We start from the raw sequence: 16656 nt of genomic DNA, 5'->3' as shown, positions 1-16656 counted from the left end.
GCGTACACCCTGCGGCCGCGCCCTTGGAGCGAACTTGCGGCAGACCTGAGACCTGCGTCAGACGTGCGCGCGCAGCTCCGCGAGGGTCGTGACGCCCAGCTTGCGGCGGATCGCGGCGAGCGTGTCGCTGACGGTGTGCGGGGTCAGGAACAGCGCCTGCGCGATGTCACGGTCGTCGGCGCCGCCGACGGCGAGGGACGCGATGCGCCGCTCGCCGGTGGTCAGCGTCACGGACGGCTCCGCGGGCACGGTCTCGCCGAGGCCGGTGAGCGCGGCGGCGACGACGGCGCGCAGCGGGGCGGCGCCGCACTCCTCGGCGAGGCCGAGCGCCGCGCGCAGCGTCGCCGGGTCGCGGTCGAGCTCGCCGAGCGCGAACAGCGCCCGCGCGTGCTCGAGGCGCGCGTGCGTGCCGGCGAGCAGCTCGACGGCGGCCACGAGCTCCGCCCGGTCGCCCCGCAGTGCCCCGACGGCCCGCAGCGACCGCCCGACGCCCTGCGGCGCCCCCCACCGCCGCATGCCCGCCAGATCCGCCGACACCAGCGAAAGCGCCTCGGACGAGCGCCCGAGCGCGGCCAGCGCGGTGGCCCGCAGCGACCGCTCCTCGTACCACAGCGGGTTGCCGGCCGCCCCCACGTCGAGCAGCGCGAGCGCCGGCTCGAACGCCCCCTCGGCGATCAGCAGGGCCGCCTCGGCCTGCCGGAACAGCCGGATCCCGTCGCCGACCCGCGGCCGGCCGCGGTGCTCGTCGACGAACGCGCGGGCCTCGGCCAGCTCACCCCGGTCGACGAGGGCCCGGACCAGGCACGCCTCGCCGTAGGAGATGCCGAGCGCGGGCGCGCCGCCCCAGCGCAGGCTCTGCTCGTTGGCCGCGATCAGCGAGGTGCAGGCCTCGGGCAGGTCGCCGCGCAGCCACTCCCGCCACCCGCGCCACAGGTGCGCGGCGAGCACGGTGAACAGCGACCCGCGGGTGTGCCCGAGCGTCAGCGCGTCGTCCCAGAGGGTGCCGGGATCCTGGTCGGCGCCTTCCAGCACGACACCCGCGATGACCCAGAAGAGCCCCGGGTCGCCGCGCATGAGGATGCCGTCGGCGAGCGCGAACCGGGCCAGCCGCACCGCCTCGTCCAGGTCCACCCCGCGGGCCATCAGCTCCCAGGCGCGGCACGCGGCGAGCATCCGCGCCCCGAGCCCGTCGCCGGAGATCACCGGCACCTCGGCGGGGAACGAGTCCGGGGCCCCGCTGTACATGTATGCGGCGATGCGTTCCAGGGCCTGCATCCCCTGCCGCTCGTCGACGAACCCGGCCGCGAGGCGCGCCGACGCCCGCCGCGCGAACTCCGGCGCGTTCCCCTCGGGCCCAGCGAAGATCAGCGTGTGGATGAGCATCCGTGCCACCGCGGCGAACGTGACCGGGTCGGTGATCGGGTCGTCGTACGCGGCCCGCAGGTGCGCGATCGCCGCCGGACCGTCGTTGAGGGTCTCCACCTGCCCGAGGGCGAGCAGCACCGCCGGGCGCTGCGGCGGCGCGGGCGGCTCGGCCAGGGCCCGCCGCAGGTAGGTCGCGGCGCCCTCCGGCGCGCCCCGGTGCAGCGCCGTGTCGGCCGCGCCCCGCAGCACGTCGACGACCCACTGGTCGGCGCGCTCCGGGATCTGCAGCAGGTGCGCGGCGACCTGCTCCGGTGCCGCGGACAGCCCGCTGAGCACGCGGGCGGCCCGCTCGTGGTGCAGCTGCCGCTCACCGGGCGGCAGGTCCTGGTAGACGGCGTCGCGGACGAGCGGGTGCACGAACCCGACCGGGTACTCGTGCCGCACCACCTCGGCCCGCGCGAGCGCCGCGACGGCGGCCGCGGCGGTGGGCTCGTCGACGCCGGCGAGCGCGGCGATCGTGGGCAGGCCCGCCCCGTCGCCGAGGACCGCGATGGCCCGGGCGACGGCGGTGCTCGCCGCCGGCATCCGCCGCAGCCGGATGAGCACCATGCTGGACACGGCCCGCGAGCCGATCGCCGTCACCGTGCCGGCGTGCGCGTCGGTGGGGCGCACGCCGTTGGCCTCCAGAGCCCGCAGCAGCTGGCGCAGCAGCAGCGGGTTGCCGGACGTGGTGCGGTGGCACGCGTCGACGAACCGCGGCTCGGCGCCGTCGCCCAGCCGCTGCCGCACGAGGTCCGCGACGCCGGCGGCGCTCAGCGGGCCGGGCCGCACCGGCGCGGCCGCCGGGTCCAGCTGCAGCTCGGCGAGCAGCGCCTCGTCGTCGTACTGTTCCCCGGTCCGCAGCGTCGCGACGAGCAGCACGGGCAGCCCGTCGAGGCGGCGCACCAGGTACGCGAGGAACCGCAGCGAACCGGTGTCGCACCACTGCAGGTCGTCGACGACGATGGTGACGGGCCTGGTCGCGGCGACGTTCGCGGTCAGCCAGTAGAGCCCGTGCAGCGCCGCGAACGTGTGGTCGCCGCGCTCGCCGTCCATCGCGAGGTCGAAGACGGACGCGGCGCTCGCGGCGGCGCCCGCCAGGAGCCGTTCCCGCTCGGCCGGGTCGGTGAGCAGCGCCTCGAACAGCTGCCGCACGACGCCGAAGCCGAACTCCTTCTCCAGCTGGCTGCCGCGCGCCGTCAGCGTGAGCGCCCCGTGCCCGTCGGCGATCCTGCGCGCCTCCGTGAGCAGCCGGCTCTTGCCGATCCCGGCCGGGCCCTCGATCATCGCCAGCCGCGGCACCCCACCGAAAGCGTCGGCCGCCGCCATCCGCAGCTCGGCCACCTCCGCGTCCCGGTCGACAAGGTGCTCGTCCGGCGTTTTCCGTGTCTGTACCGCCACCGGGTCGACCCTCGGCGCCGCGCCGGCCGGACCGGTGGCCGCCGCGTGCACATCGGACCGGTGCGCCGGCGCGCCCTCGCCCGCCGTTTCCCCTGCCACCGGATCGCTCGTGGCGCCCGCCCCTGCCGGTGCGCCTCGTTCCACCGGCGTGCCCTGGCTTGCCGGCGTGCTCCGGCTTGCCGGCGTGGTCGGCGCGGCCGGGGCGTCGAGGGACTCCGACTGGGCGAGCACCTCGGCCTCCAGCGCGCGCAGCGCCGGCCCGGGGTCGACGCCGAGCTGCTCCGACAGGGTCTGCCTGGCCCTGCGGAGCGCGGCGAGCGCATCGCCCTGCCGGTGCGCGCGGTACAGCGCGAGGACCAGCAACCGCCAGCGCTGCTCCCGCAGCGGCTCCTCCGCGACGAGCGCCTCCAGCTCGGGCACCAGCAGCGCGCTGTCGCCCAGCGCCAGCCGCGCCGCGAGCAGCTGCTCCCGCGCCACCTCGCGCAGCTGGCGCAGCCGCGCCGCTTCCGCCTGCGCCCAGGTCTCGTCCGCGTACTCCGCGTAGGCCGGCCCGTGCCACAGCCGCAGCGCCGCCTCGAGCAGGTCCCGCTGCGCGGCCGGGTCCGCGGTGCCGAGCGCCTCGGTGACACCCCGGTCGAAGCGCCACGCGTCGACCGCCCCGGCGTCCAGGGTCAGCGCATAGCCGGGCGGCCGCGACACGATCACGTTCCCGCGCGCCCGGGCCGTCGCACCGGGCTCCAGCCGACGGCGCAGGTGCGACACGTAAGCCTGCAGCGCCCCGGCCGCGTTCGCCGGCGGCTGCCCGCTCCAGACACAGTCGATGAGCCGGTCGGTGGGCACGATGTCGCCCCGGTTGACCACCAGCACCGCGAGCACCGCCCGCTGCCGCCGCCCCCCGAGGTCCACGACCTCCCCGTCGACCGTCGCGGTCATGTCTCCGAGCACACTGACCCACAGCCTGCCGGACAGCGGCGTGACCTGCACCGACCCTCCCCTGCCCGCACCCGTGCCGAGCGATCAACGTACCGCGCTCCGCCCGGACACATCCTCAGCCGTCTGGCGTACTTTCGAGGCTGGTCGTTGCGGCACTGGATCGGGGAGGTTTCCGTCATGCAGGCACGTTCTCCGCGGATCGTGGATGTGAGCTGGGGCAGGATCGAGGTGGAGGAGGTCGGCGTGGTGAAGGACCTCAAGGTCTGGCCGGGTGGCGGCCGGGCCTGGGACTGGGGCGAGACGGGCACCCGGCACTCCCCCGGCGTCCAAGTCGCCGACGTCGAGGAGCTCCTGGAGCACGGCGCGACGGTGGTCGTGCTGTCGCTCGGCATGGACGAGCAGCTCGGCGTCCCCGACGCGACGGTCGACGCCCTCGAGGCGCGCGGCATCGAGGTACATGTGGAGGAGACCCGGGAAGCCATCGACGTGTATAACAGTCTGGTGGGGTCGGCGGCGGTCGGCGGGTTGTTCCACAGCACGTGTTGAGCCGGGAGCGAATCGGGGGCAGCGGGTGCGGCGGGTGTCGGTGGTGGGCAACTCCGGATCGGGCAAGTCGACGCTCGGCAAGGCGCTCGCGACGCGCCTCGGGGTGCCGTTCGTCGAGCTCGACGCGATCCATCACCTCCCCGGCTGGCAGCCGATCGACGTCACCGCGTTCCGCAAGCAGGTCGGCGAGCTCGCCGACGGCGACGGCTGGGTCATCGACGGCAACTACAGCGCCGTCCGCGACCTCGTCTGGGCCCGCGCCGACACCGTCATCTGGTTCGACCTCCCCCGCCGCACCGTGATGCGCCAGGTCCTGTGGCGCACCCTCCGCCGCGCCGTCACCCGCCAGGTGCTGTGGAACGGCAACCGCGAGCCCCTCGGCAACCTCTTCCGCCTCGACCCCCAGAAGTCCCTCCTGCGCTGGTGCTGGACCCGCCACCACGTCTACCGCGACCGATACACCCGAGCCGCCACCGAACGCAAGGACCTCGTCTTCATCCGCATCGCCGCCCACCAGGACGCCGCCCACCTCCTGCCCTAGGCCCCGCCAGCCCAGGGGGTCGCCGGTACGGTGCTGGCGTGCTGACACGGGCGTGTGGTCATGTCGCGAGGGCTTCGCCGGTGCGCGTGTGCCCGCACCTGGTGCGCGTGGCGGAGGACGACGTGCCGAGCCTGGTCGGGCTGCTGACCGGCGAGGCGCTCGCCTACGACCTGGCGTGCGAGGCTTGCGGCGGCGCCGACGGGCCCGTCGCGGTGGCCGAGGTCTGTGAGGGCTGCGTCGACCGGCTGCTGGAGGACGACATCACCGCGTGGCGCGGCCAGCCCGGCATCCTGGAGCGGCCGGAGCCGGTGGACGCGACCGTGCTGCGGTGGCCGGTGCCGCGGCGGCTGGGCGAGGTGATCGACCTGGCTCCGGTGCACGACGCGGCCACCTCGACGTGGCTGGCGCTGACCGCCCGCGGCCGGATCGTCGAGCTGGAGCCCGACGCCGGCCGGGTGACGGTGCGGGCCACCGTCAAGGTCGCCCGCGAGCCGGGCCACAGGCCGTGGATGGGGCATGCGCTGCGTCCGCGGTTACACGTCTCCGCCTGTGGCCGCTTCGCCGCGGTGGTCCACGACTACGGACGGAACGGGCGGGTCGTGGACCTCGCCCGCGGCGCCCGGACGATGACACTGGACGGCGGGGCGTACCGGCCCGACGCGGTGCCGTTCTCGGCGGCGTTCGCGGTGGTGGCCGGCCGCCCGGTCCTGGTGCACCGCACCGCGTGGAACCGGCTGGACGTCAGCGACCCACGGACCGGGGACCTGCTGACCCGCCGCGAGTTCGAGGCGGTGGCGGGCCCTGACGGCCGGCCGGCGCACCACCTGGACTACTTCCACGGCCGGCTGCACGTCTCTGCCGGCAGCGCGGCGATCGCCGACGACGGCTGGGTCTGGGGAGCGGCCGGGGTACCGCAGGTGTGGAGCCTGCGGGCGTGGCTGGACGGCAACGTGTGGGAGTCCGAGGACGGGCCGTCGAAGCACGCGCTGTGTCAGCGCTGGTACCACTGGGACGCCGGGATGTGCTTCGTCGGTGACACCACGGTGGCGGTCAGCGGGATCGGAAACGTCGACGAGGCGATGCTGGCCGGCGTGCGGATGTTCAGCGTCGCGTCCGGGACGCAGCTGACCGCGTTCGCCGGGCCGGCCGGGACGTTGCTGTCCGACGGGCGGCGGCTGTACTCGGTGCAGGGCAGCGCGACGCACGTGTGGGACCCGGTCACCGGCCACCGCACGGCCACGATCGCCGGGTTCGCGCCGACCTGCCTGCACCGGGGCACCGGGGAGCTGGCGGGGATCGCCGACGGGGTGCTGCTGCGGTGGCGTACGGGACGGTGAGGCGTGCGTTACATCGCGGGGCGGTGGGGCGTGCGATAGTTCACCGGCGGAATGTTTGACTCGGCAGCTATGTTCTACTGCGCGTCAGACCCAGGAGCTTGGAGCGTGCGAGATGCAGTTCGGAGTGTTCACCGTCGGTGACGTCACCCAGGACCCGACGACCGGCCGGGTGCCGACGGACGCGGAGCGGGTCAAGGCGATGGTGACGATCGCGCTCAAGGCGGAGGAGGTCGGGCTGGACGTGTTCGCGCTCGGCGAGCACCACAACCCGCCGTTCGTGCCGTCGTCGCCGACCACGATGCTGGGGTGGATCGCGGCGAAGACCAGCACGCTGCAGCTGTCGACCGCGACCACGCTGATCACGACCAACGACCCGGTCAAGATCGCCGAGGACTACGCGATGCTGCAGCACCTGGCGGACGGCCGGGTGGACCTCATGATGGGGCGCGGCAACACCGGGCCGGTGTACCCGTGGTTCGGGCAGGACATCCGCAACGGGATCGCCCTCGCGGTGGAGAACTACGCGCTGCTGCGCCGGCTGTGGCGTGAGGACGTGGTGGACTGGGAGGGCAAGTTCCGCACCCCGCTGCAGGGCTTCACGGCGACCCCGCGCCCGCTCGACGGCGTGCCGCCCTTCGTGTGGCACGGGTCGATCCGCAGCCCCGAGATCGCCGAGCAGGCCGCGTACTACGGCGACGGCTTCTTCGCCAACCACATCTTCTGGCCCAAGGAGCACACCGCTCGCATGGTGGGGTTGTACCGGCAGCGCTTCGAGCACTACGGGCACGGCTCCGCCGACCAGGCCATCGTCGGCCTCGGCGGGCAGGTGTTCATGCGGAAGAACTCGCAGGACGCCAAGCGGGAGTTCCGGCCGTACTTCGACAACGCCCCCGTCTACGGGCACGGGCCGTCGATGGAGGACTTCACCGCGCAGACCCCGCTGACCGTGGGCAGCCCGCAGGAGGTCATCGACCGGACGCTGTCGTTCCGCGAGTACGTGGGCGACTACCAGCGCCAGCTGTTCCTCCTGGACCACGCGGGCCTGCCGCTGAAGACCGTCCTGGAGCAGCTCGACATCCTCGGCGAGGAGGTCGTGCCGGTGCTGCGCAAGGAGTTCGCGGTCGGCCGGCCCGCGCACGTGCCGGACGCCCCGACCCACGCCGCCCTGAAGGCGCGGCAGACCGAGAAGGTGGAAGCGTGAAGCGCCTCGTGGTGATCTCCGCCGGGCTGAGCCAGCCGTCGTCGACCCGCCTGCTCGCGGACCGGCTCGCCGCCGCGACCGTCCGCGAGCTGGGGGTGGACACCGACGTGCGGGTGGTGGAGCTGCGCGACCACGCGCACGCGATCACCGACCACCTGCTGACCGGCTTCCCTGCGCCCGCGCTCAAGGACGTCCTCGACGCGGTCGCGGCCGCCGACGGCGTGATCGCCGTGTCGCCGATCTTCAACGCCTCGTACAGCGGCCTGTTCAAGTCGTTCTTCGACGTGCTCGGTGACGACGTGCTCGCCGACAAGCCGGTCCTGCTCGGCGCGACCGGCGGCACCGCCCGGCACTCGCTCGCCCTGGAGCACGCGCTGCGCCCCATGTTCACCTACCTGCACGCGGTCGTGGCGCCGACCTCGGTCTTCGCCGCGACCGAGGACTGGGCCGGCGGCGGCGACGCGACGCTGCACCGGCGCATCGACCGGGCCGGCCGCGAGCTGGCCGAGCTCGCCGGCCGGCGCGAGTCGCCGGTGGTCGCCGACCCGTTCGCCCTGACCACCTCGTTCGACGCGCTGCTGTCGGGCCAGGGCCGCGCGGTCACCGACGACCTGCGGCGCTGACCCCGGCCCCGGGCGAAGGCCAAGGTCAGGGCCGCGCGGTCACCGACGACCCGCGGCGCTGACCCCGGCCCCGGGCGAAGGCCAAGGCCAGGAACAGGGCCGCGCGGTCACTGAAAGCCCCGGCCAGGGCCGCGCGGTCGCCGGGCGGCGGTGCTAGCCCTTGGCCTTGCCCCGGCGCCGGGCGGTCCGGCGCCGGGCGGCGGCGGCCGGTTTGGCCTTCTTCGCCTTGCGCCGCGGGACGGTGGCCTGCCAGCGGCGCTGGCGGAGGATCTTCTCGAACCGCTCGACGAGCCGCTCGCGCTCCTTCTTCGTGCAGCCGAGGTCCTCCGGCTCGAGGTGGGCGATCCGGTCGGCGATGACGGCGGCGGTGGCGTAGCGGGCCCAGGTGGGCTTGCGCCGGGCGAGGTGGCGGGCGTAGGCGGCCAGCACGAACCGCGCCGGCGGGTAGTCGGCGAGCGTCATGCCCTGGCCGGACCCGTCGGCCATCGCCCGCAGCAGCGCGCCGGCGTGGTCGAGCAGGGCGTCGTCCACCTCGTCGGCGATGATCGCGGCGTGCAGGTGCGCGGCGGTCGCGACGGCGCCGGCCGTCACCGCGTCGAGGTCGTCGCCGGCGCACGCGTGGCGCAGCAGCCAGTCGCGCACCTCGGGCAGGACGGCGACGGTGCACAGGGCCTCGACGGCGTGGACCCGGCCCCAGCCCGAGGTGCGGGCGGCCAGCCACAGCAGCGCCTCGATGCCGGCGGGGCCGCGGTGGCGCAGCGACTCGGCGGCGAGCTCGCCGAACTCCGCGGACAGCAGCCCGATCGTGCGGATCAGCTCGATGTCCTTGTCCGAGGTGGTCGCCTCGGTGCCGAGCAGCGCCAGGCCGACGGCCACCTCGCGCCGGTCGACGCCGAAGCGCACCAGCCACCGGCCGGTCCGGCGGACGCGCTTGCGCCCGGCCCGCAGCGCCGCGGCGGCGACGTGTTCGTTGTCGGCGGTCGGGACGTACACCTCGTCGAACGCCCCGACGAGCGCCCTGGGCGCCGCGGCCGGCGAGGCGAAGTGCGCGTCGAGGATCGCGGCGACGTCCGCACCGACCCGCCGCGCGTCGCGGCCGATGCCGGTGCGGGGGCGCTGGTCGTCGGGGAACGGCTCGCCGCCTGCGGGCAGCGGGTCGTCCTTGCCCTGGCGGTGCAACAGGACCGCGTGGTCGTGGAGCCGTTCACGGATCATGCCCGCAGATGGTGTCACACCACAGGTCACATGACGAGACGCAGTTTTCTGGCGGCGACGCCGATCGTGACCCGCTGCCCCCACGACAGCTCCAGGCGGTCGGCCTCCAGGCCGTCGGCGAACACCACGAGTCCCTCGCCCTCGCTCGCCAGCTCCAGGGTCTCGGCACCGTCGAGGCGGCCACTGGTCAAGGTGACACCGGTCGCCGGCGACGGCCACGCCTCGCGCACGAACCAGGTCAGGGCCGCCTCGCCGGGGGCCGGGCTCGCCGGCGCGTCCGCCCGCTGCCGGGCGATCGAGGAGCACCATCCGGTGGCGCCGGTACCCGTTCCGACGACGACGCCGGACGACGAGTGCCGCTCCCGCGCTCCGTCCGATGTGGACAGTGTGTAGCGCGCCGACTGGTGGGTGACGTGCCCGAAGTAGACCTCGTTGAGGCCGAGGAGCTCCTGGCCGTCGTCGAGCGCCGCGGACACCATCGTGCGCTCCTGCGCCGGCAGGCCGGGCAGGTCCCGCAGCAGCCGCTTCAGTGCCTGCGGCTGGTGGCGCACGAGCACGCCAGGGTTCCTGTCCGGCGCCGGGTCGACCCCGATGACGGGCTGCCCGTCGAGGTACTTCGCGACGTTGGCGACGAGACCGTCCTGCCCGACGGCGACGACGACGTCCTCGGGCGAGAACAGGAACCGCGACAGGTCGCCCCGGTCGAGGTGCCCCCTCCGCCAGTCCGCGGGGACGGCCGCACCGGCGACGGTGAGCGCCGCCTGCTGCGCCGCGTGCCGGGCCGCGACCTCGTCGAGGTCCCTGCCCCGCTGCCGCAGGAAGTACGCGGCGGCGGCGCGGGTGCCGTGCCGGGCGAGCAGCTCGTCGAGCTCGCTGCGCCGCGACACCAGCACCACCCGTGGCGCGAGTGTGCTCACGACGGCCCTGCCCATGCGCTCATGACGAGCCCCTCTCCAATGCTGGCAAGCGGTGCGGGGCCGGCGGCTCAGCCGGTGCTCGATGCGACGATGCGGCGGCGGACGAGGCGGCGGTGGCGGGGCCGCAGGATCCGGTGCGACGCGGACCAGCGGCGGGCCATCACCGTCCGGCTCGACACGGCGGTCACGCCGGGCCGCCGAGGGAGCGGCCGCCGCCGAGGCGGTCGACGAGGCCGGTCAGCACGTCGGGGGTGACGGTGAGCTGGCCGATCTCGGGCAGGTTGCCGGCGAGCTCGCGCAGCGCCAGGGCCTGCAGGACGCCGGGTGCGAGGTCCCGGTAGGCGGCCAGGCGCGCGGCCTCCGCCTCGGCCTCGGCGAGCCCGACGGCGCGGACGCCCTCGGCCCGGGCCTCGGTGCGAGCCCGGTCGGCGTCCGCGTCCGCGGCCGCCGTGACCTTCAGGCGCTCGGCGTCGGCGAGGGCCGTGATCTTCGAGCGCTCGGCCGCCGCGGTGGCCGCGACCTGCTCGCGCTCGGCGACGGCCTGGGCCGCGACGAGCGCCGCGGCGGCGTCGACCTCGGCCTTGCGGCGGGCGTTGGCGCCGTGCTGCTCGACGAGCGCCTGCTCGCGGCGGGCCAGCTCGATCTTGTTCTGCAGCTCGTTCTCGGCGATCGCGCGCTCCTGCTCGACGGCGCGGGCGCGGCGGGCGTACGTGGCGCGGTCCGCCTCCTGCTGCACGGCCTCGCGGGTCGGCGTCTGCAGGGCCCGCTCCAGGTCGGGCTCGGGGCGGATCGCCACGACGCGGGCGCTGACGACGCTGACGCCGGTGTCGGTGAGGCGCGGGTCGCCGCCGAGTGCCTGGCTGACGGCCTCGCGGACGGGCGCGATCCCGGCGGTCAGGGCGTCGGTGAGCGGCAGCCGGGCCAGCAGGTCCAGGGCCGGCTGCTGGGCGAGCTCGGCCAGCAGCGTGGCCACCTGGTCGAGCGGCTGCCCGCGCCACGCGCCGGACCGCGGGTCGACGGAGAAGTCGAGGCGGGCGGCGGCGACGTCGGGGGCGCTGATCCGGTAGGTGACCGTCGCCTGCACCGTGACGTCGGCGAAGTCGGCGGTGCGGGCGTGGAACAGCAGCGGCAGCTCGCGGTCGTCGACGGGGACCTCGGACAGCACGGCGGTCAGCGGCCGGTAGTAGAACGACTGGCCGATGCCCTCGTGCCGCACCTTGCCCTTGACGTGGTGGCGGACCCACGAGGTCGGCGCGCCACGCAGGTGGCGCAGGAAGAAGCGGGTGGTCACGTCGGCCATGTCGGCACTCCCAGGATGAGTTATCGTCGTCTTGACGATAACCGTCGTCGCCCTTTCTCGTCAATGTGGTGATTAATACATGACGTTCGCCGTGACCGTCGATCTGGTGATGCTGACGATCCGCGACGGCGCGCTCAGCGTGCTGCTCATCCGCCGGGCGATCCCCCCGTTCCAGGGCGGGTACGCGCTGCCCGGCGGCTTCGTGCTGCCGGACGAGGACCTCGGCGAGGCCGCCGAGCGGGAGCTGGTCGAGGAGACGGGCCTGCGCGGTGCGGGGCACCTCGAGCAGCTCGGCAGCTACGGCGCGCCCGGCCGGGACCCGCGCGGGCGGGTCGTCACCGTCGCCTACCTGGCGCTGCTGCCCGACGCGCCAGCGCCGCGGGCCGGCAGCGACGCCGCCGCCGCGGACTGGGTGCCCCTCGAAGGGCTGGCGGGCCTGGCCTTCGACCACGACCGCATCCTGGCCGACGGGGTCGAGCGGGCCAGGGCCAAGCTCGAGTACACGCCCCTCGCGGCCGCCTTCTGCCCGCCCGAGTTCACCATCGCCGAGCTGCGGCAGGTGTACGAGGCGGTGTGGGCCACCAGGCTGGACCCGCGCAACTTCCACCGCAAGGTCACGTCGACCGAGGGGTTCGTCGAGGCGACGGGTCGCAGCACGGCCGGTGAGCGGGGCCGCCCCGCGCAGCTGTTCACGCGCGGGACGGCCCCGGTGCTCCACCCTCCGCTGCTGCGGAAGGGTCAGTTGCCGGCGCTCTCGTAGCGGCGCAGGCCGCGCGAGAAGACGAACCACGCCACCGTCAGGCAGTAGGCGGCGACGAGCGGCGTCAGCAGGCCCACCCACGCGGAGCTACCGCCGAGCAGGAGGCTGACCGGGAAGAAGCTGACGAACGCGAACGGCAGGGCGAAGCCCAGCGCCGCCTTCAGCGCCAGCGGATAGATGGACAGGGGGAAGCGGGCGAGGTCGCCGACCTGGTGCACGGCGAACGCGAACAGCGGGCTGGGGCTCTGCATCCAGAACGACACCGCGTTGGTCGCGAGGTTGATGGCGACCTTGATGGCGATGGCGGACACCAGCACCACGACGGCGACCGCGACCCGGCCGGCGGTCCAGTCGATGTCCAGGTGGGTCAGCGCCCCGCCGAGCATCAGCCCGCCGGTGACGATGTTGGACAGCCCGTTGATCCCGATCTGCATGCTGCTGACCTGCAGGACGATCGGGTACGGGCGGACCATCATGTAGTCGAGGTCGCCCTGGTTGATCTGCCAGGCGAGGTTCCACATGCCCTCGAAGAACAGCGAGCCGACGCCCTCGGCGATCGCCACCATCGCGAACATCGCCACGACCGCCCAGAACGACCAGCCGTTGATGTGCGGCACCTTGGCGAAGATCGCCGCCAGGAACGCGACGTTGACGACCTGCATGACGACCGTGCCGGCCATCATGATCCAGAAGTCGCTCTCGTACTCCAGCAGCGAGCGCAGGTGCGCGCCGAGCAGCCTTACGTAGAGCCGGACCGTGCGCATCTCAACCCCCGTTCACGGTCAGCCGGCGCAGCCCCCGCCGGAACAGCAGCCGTGCGCCGAACCACATCGCGAGGACCCAGCCGAGCTGGGTGGCGACCAGCAGGACCGCGTGCGACCCGGACGCCTTCCCGATGAAGATCAGCGCCGGCGTGGAGGTGAGTCCGGCGAACGGCGACCACTGCGCCGCCGTGGCCAGCCAGCCCGGGAAGTACACCAGCGGCACCAGCGCACCGGACAGCAGCCCGGTCAGCGCCTGCCTGGCCCACATCACGCCGACGAAGTTCTCCGTCCAGAAGCAGGCGAGCGTGCTCAGGTACGACACGGCGAACTTCAGCGGCACGATCAGCACCATGCTGGCCGCGAACAGCGCCAGCATCGGCCCCGGCGGCGTGTCGAGCGCCCCGCCGACCGCGACGGTCACCACGACGACCACCACCACCGCCACGACCTCGATCCACACGCCGCCGACCGTCTCGGCGAACCTGGCCCGCTGGTAGTCCACCGGCTTCACCAGGTCCAGCGCGACGAGCCCGGACCGGATCCGGTGCGACATGCGGAAGTCGACGAACGCGCCGACGAGGGCGCCGGAGGCGAACGCGACCACCAGGTACGCGCGCATCTGCGGCCACGCGAACCCGCCGACCGGGCCGTCGGCGAGCAGCACCCGCCAGACGGCGAGCAGCGCGATGAGCTGGAACGCGACGCCACCGAGCGACAGCAGGAAGTTGGCGCGGTACGCCAGCGCGCTCAACGCCGTCGCCCGGGCGTGGGCGAGATACGGCTTCATGAATGGAGCACCAGTTCCCCGCTGTACACCCGCCGGATGACATCCTCGATGGACGGCTCGTCGACACCGAAGTCGACGAGGTTCGCCAGCGGCGCGAGCGCCGTGACGACCTGTCCCGCGGTCATCGCGAACCGGTCGAACCGCACCGCGAACTGCGATGGCGTCTCGCCCGGCTCGATCGTCGCGCCCGGCAGCGCGGCGCGGACGTCGTCCAGCGGCACCGCCGTCTCCGTCTGCACGTTGAGGATCCGCTCGCGGGCGAACGCGTCCTTCACCGCCTCCAGGTCCCCGTCGAAGATGATCCTGCCCTCGTCGATGATGACGAGCCGCCGGCAGAACCCTTCGATGTCGCCGAGGTCGTGGCTGGTCAGCATGACCGTGGTGCCCTCGTCGCGGACCGTCCGGAAGAACTCCCGGACCCGGTCCTTCACGGCGAGGTCCAGCCCGATCGTCGGCTCGTCCAGGTACACGACCGGCGGGTCGTGCAGCAGCGCCGCGGCGAGGTCGGCCCGCATCCGCTGCCCGAGCGACAGCTTCCGGCCCAGGACCGGCAGCACCTCGCCGAGCTCCAGGACGTCCTCGAACCTGGCCATGCGCTTGCGGAACGTGCCGTGGTCGATGCCGTACACGTCGCGCAGCACCGCCAGGGACTCCGACACCGGCAGGTCCCACCAGAGCTGCGTCCGCTGCCCGAACAGCACCCCGATCCGGTGCGACATCGCGATCCGGTCCTTCTGCGGCGACAACCCGTCGATGCGGACCTCGCCCGAGGTCGGCATCAGGATCCCGCTGAGCAGCTTCACGGTCGTCGACTTCCCGGCGCCGTTCGGCCCCACGTACGCGACGGCCTCACCGGCCTCGATCGTCAGGTCGACGTGATCGACGGCGGTCTTGTCCACGAACCGCCGCACGAAGAGATGTTTGACGGCCCCCCGCAGCCCCGGATCCTTGTCCGGCCTGCGGAAGACCTTGGTCAGTTCTCGAGCCTCCACAAGTGCCATCGCCGGAGCCTAGTATTTCTTCGCGATCCGGATTAACCCGTTTTCCGCCGGCGGACTGTGGCGCCCGTCGCTGTTTCCCCCTGGTGCCGGCCGTGGTCCCTACGGCGCCTCGGCGATCAGCGAACCGGACGGGGTCGTGGACGCGCTCGACAGGAACTTGGGGTGCTTGCTGCGCATGGTCGAGATGACCAGGTCGAACGGCACGTCGTCGAAGTCGCCGTAGAACTTGAGGAACTCCATGTGCCGGTTGCCGTCGCCGTCGAACGGGTGGTAGAGGCTGTCGGCACGGCCGTCGAACTCCAGCGGCGCCATCCCGTAGAGCTTGCACAGCAGCTTGTTGAACACCGGCGTGGCCCTGACCCACCGCCCGTCCAGGTGCACCGTGGTCAGGCTGTGGAAGAACACGTCACCGCCGACGAGGTCGCGCAGCCGCGGCGAGGCGAGGTGGTTGCGCACGTCGCCGTAGGTGATGCGGCTGGGGATGCCGGCCGCGCGCACCACGGCCGCGTACACGATGGACTTGTGCAGGCAGAAGCCGCGGCCGCGGCCGATGACGGCGCCGGCGGTCAGGCCGGCGCGGCTCAGGTCGGCGTGGTAGACGTCGTACAGGATGCCGTCGCGCACGGCGTAGTAGAGCCGGACCGCCTTGTCGACGTCGGTGGCGCCCTCGTCCAGGCCGGCCAGGGCCTTGGCGGCGAAGCCGGCCACGACGGGGTGGTCGTGGTCCAGGAAGTACGTGGGCCGGGTGAGCCCGGTCAGGTTCGCCGTCATGACACCTCCAAGGGGCGGTGCAGGCCCATCAGGGCGGCGAGCCGCTCCCGCTGGATCTCCGACGTGCCGGAGTAGATGGTGCCGGACACCGAGTTGCGCAGCTCCTTCTCCAGCCCGTACTCCGTCGTGTACCCGTAGCCGCCGAAGATCTGCACGGCCGCGAGGGCGGAGCGCACGTTGCTCTCGCTGACGATCAGCTTGGTGCGGGCGATGTCGGTGGTCACGTTGCCGCCCGCGGCCAGCTTGCGGGCGGTCCCGTAGAGCCACATGCGAGCGGTCTCCACGTCGGTGCCCATGTCGACGATCCGGTGCGAGATCGACTGGTAGTGGCCGATGTGCTGGCCGAACTGCCGCCGGGTGCGGGCGTACTGCACGCAGCGGTCGAGCCGGTGCCGCATCTCGCCGAGGTTGACGACGAAGCCGCAGAGGATCTCCCACTTCATCACCGCGTCGAGGATCAGCAGACCGGCGCCCGGCGAGCCGACCAGGTTCGCGCGGGGCACCCGGACGTCGTCGAGGAACAGCTCGGCCAGCGGCGAGGTGCGCAGCCCCATCTTGTCCACCGACCGGCCGACGCTGAGCCCGGGGGTGCCGCGCGGCACCAGGAACGTGCTGATCGCGGCCGGGTTGCCGAGCTTGCCGGTGCGGGCGTAGACGAGGATGACGTCGGCGATCGGGCCGTTGCTGACGAACGCCTTGCTGCCGTTGAGGACGAAGCCGTCGCCGTCGGGCACCGCCGTGGTGCGCATCGGGGTGATGTCCGAGCCGCCCGCCGGTTCGGTGACGGCGTGCGCCCCGATGACGCTGCCGGCGCAGACGTCCGGCAGGTACCGCCGCTTGAGCTCGGCCGAGCCGAACCGGTGCAGGGCCACCCCGGTGCTGACCAGGTGGGTCACCGCCGAGAAGCTCAGGCCCCCGTCGCGGCACGCCGTGCCGAGGGCCTCCAGCGCGTACATCGTGGTCGGCAGGTCCTGGGCCAGTCCCCCGTACTGTTCGGCGAACGGCAGTCCGAACAGTCCCAGCTCGGCGAGCTTCTTCCAGCCTTCGGTGTCGAAGGTGCCCGCCGCGTCGCGTTCGACGTGGTCGGTGCCCAGCGTCGCGGCGACCGCGAGCACGGCGTCGTGCAGCTCCTGTTGTTCCCGGGACCAGGCCATC

General features: G+C 73.7%; 15 protein-coding genes. 6 read left to right on the top strand and 9 right to left on the bottom strand.

Annotated elements, in window-relative coordinates; all coding sequences use genetic code 11:
- Positions 1 to 57: 57 nt before the first annotated feature.
- A complete protein-coding gene (locus tag ABZ321_RS12835; RefSeq protein WP_354891000.1) occupies positions 58 to 3789 on the bottom strand; it encodes a BTAD domain-containing putative transcriptional regulator in 3732 nt (1243 codons plus the stop codon).
- 126 nt (positions 3790 to 3915) lie between these two features.
- Between ABZ321_RS12835 and ABZ321_RS12830 the strand changes: the two genes are divergently transcribed.
- The 5 genes from ABZ321_RS12830 (at position 3916) to ABZ321_RS12810 (ending at position 7986) form a co-directional block, all read left to right on the top strand.
- Positions 3916 to 4284 carry an Mth938-like domain-containing protein gene (locus tag ABZ321_RS12830; RefSeq protein ID WP_344504729.1) on the top strand — a complete coding sequence of 123 codons (369 nt, stop codon included), beginning with the start codon at positions 3916 to 3918 and terminating at the stop codon, positions 4282 to 4284.
- A 43-nt stretch (positions 4285 to 4327) separates the two neighbouring features.
- A complete protein-coding gene (locus ABZ321_RS12825) occupies positions 4328 to 4825 on the top strand; it encodes a shikimate kinase (RefSeq protein WP_354890999.1) in 498 nt (165 codons plus the stop codon).
- 38 nt (positions 4826 to 4863) lie between these two features.
- Positions 4864 to 6162 (top strand): hypothetical protein, encoded by a 1299-nt coding sequence (locus ABZ321_RS12820; protein ID WP_354890998.1) that lies wholly within the window; start codon positions 4864 to 4866, stop codon positions 6160 to 6162.
- A 112-nt stretch (positions 6163 to 6274) separates the two neighbouring features.
- Positions 6275 to 7363 carry an LLM class flavin-dependent oxidoreductase gene (locus ABZ321_RS12815; protein ID WP_354890997.1) on the top strand — a complete coding sequence of 363 codons (1089 nt, stop codon included), beginning with the start codon at positions 6275 to 6277 and terminating at the stop codon, positions 7361 to 7363.
- Positions 7360 to 7986, top strand: coding sequence for an FMN reductase (locus ABZ321_RS12810; protein WP_344504725.1), 627 nt, complete (start codon positions 7360 to 7362; stop codon positions 7984 to 7986). The genes ABZ321_RS12815 and ABZ321_RS12810 overlap by 4 nt, the downstream gene beginning before the upstream one ends.
- 153 nt (positions 7987 to 8139) lie before the next feature.
- Here the strand turns inward: ABZ321_RS12810 and ABZ321_RS12805 are convergent, their stop codons facing one another.
- From ABZ321_RS12805 to ABZ321_RS12795, 3 genes are all read right to left on the bottom strand, one after another.
- Positions 8140 to 9201, bottom strand: a complete 1062-nt coding sequence (locus tag ABZ321_RS12805) for a hypothetical protein (protein ID WP_354890996.1) — start codon at positions 9199 to 9201, stop codon at positions 8140 to 8142.
- Positions 9202 to 9227: 26 nt separating this feature from the next.
- Positions 9228 to 10118, bottom strand: a complete 891-nt coding sequence (locus ABZ321_RS12800; protein ID WP_354890995.1) for a hypothetical protein — start codon at positions 10116 to 10118, stop codon at positions 9228 to 9230.
- Positions 10119 to 10302: 184 nt separating this feature from the next.
- Complete coding sequence (locus ABZ321_RS12795) at positions 10303 to 11418, bottom strand: SPFH domain-containing protein (protein ID WP_344504722.1); 1116 nt, start codon at positions 11416 to 11418, stop codon at positions 10303 to 10305.
- 79 nt (positions 11419 to 11497) lie between these two features.
- Here ABZ321_RS12795 and ABZ321_RS12790 point away from each other — a divergent pair, with 79 nt between their 5' ends.
- On the top strand, positions 11498 to 12178 hold the full coding sequence (locus tag ABZ321_RS12790; protein ID WP_354890994.1) for an NUDIX domain-containing protein: 681 nt from the start codon (positions 11498 to 11500) through the stop codon (positions 12176 to 12178).
- Here ABZ321_RS12790 and ABZ321_RS12785 read toward each other — a convergent pair.
- The 5 genes from ABZ321_RS12785 to ABZ321_RS12765 form a co-directional block, all read right to left on the bottom strand.
- Positions 12157 to 12942: an ABC-2 family transporter protein gene (locus tag ABZ321_RS12785; RefSeq protein WP_344504720.1), complete on the bottom strand. Its 786-nt coding sequence runs from the start codon at positions 12940 to 12942 to the stop codon at positions 12157 to 12159. The genes ABZ321_RS12790 and ABZ321_RS12785 overlap by 22 nt on opposite strands.
- A 1-nt stretch (position 12943) precedes the next feature.
- The gene (locus ABZ321_RS12780; protein WP_354890993.1) at positions 12944 to 13729 is read right to left on the bottom strand and encodes an ABC-2 family transporter protein; all 786 of its coding nucleotides are present in this window, start codon (positions 13727 to 13729) and stop codon (positions 12944 to 12946) included.
- The gene (locus tag ABZ321_RS12775) at positions 13726 to 14730 is read right to left on the bottom strand and encodes an ATP-binding cassette domain-containing protein (RefSeq protein WP_354890992.1); all 1005 of its coding nucleotides are present in this window, start codon (positions 14728 to 14730) and stop codon (positions 13726 to 13728) included. The genes ABZ321_RS12780 and ABZ321_RS12775 overlap by 4 nt, the downstream gene beginning before the upstream one ends.
- A 99-nt stretch (positions 14731 to 14829) precedes the next feature.
- A complete protein-coding gene (locus ABZ321_RS12770; protein ID WP_354890991.1) occupies positions 14830 to 15501 on the bottom strand; it encodes a transglutaminase family protein in 672 nt (223 codons plus the stop codon).
- A complete protein-coding gene (locus tag ABZ321_RS12765) occupies positions 15498 to 16655 on the bottom strand; it encodes an acyl-CoA dehydrogenase family protein (RefSeq protein WP_354890990.1) in 1158 nt (385 codons plus the stop codon). The genes ABZ321_RS12770 and ABZ321_RS12765 overlap by 4 nt, the downstream gene beginning before the upstream one ends.
- Position 16656 lies beyond the last annotated feature (1 nt).

Origin of the sequence: Dactylosporangium sp. NPDC006015, assembly GCF_040614215.1 — a bacterium.
Classification (GTDB): Bacteria; Actinomycetota; Actinomycetes; order Mycobacteriales; family Micromonosporaceae; genus Dactylosporangium; species Dactylosporangium maewongense.
Note: the sequence above shows the minus strand (reverse complement) of the source record. Positions and strands in the feature narration are given on the sequence as shown.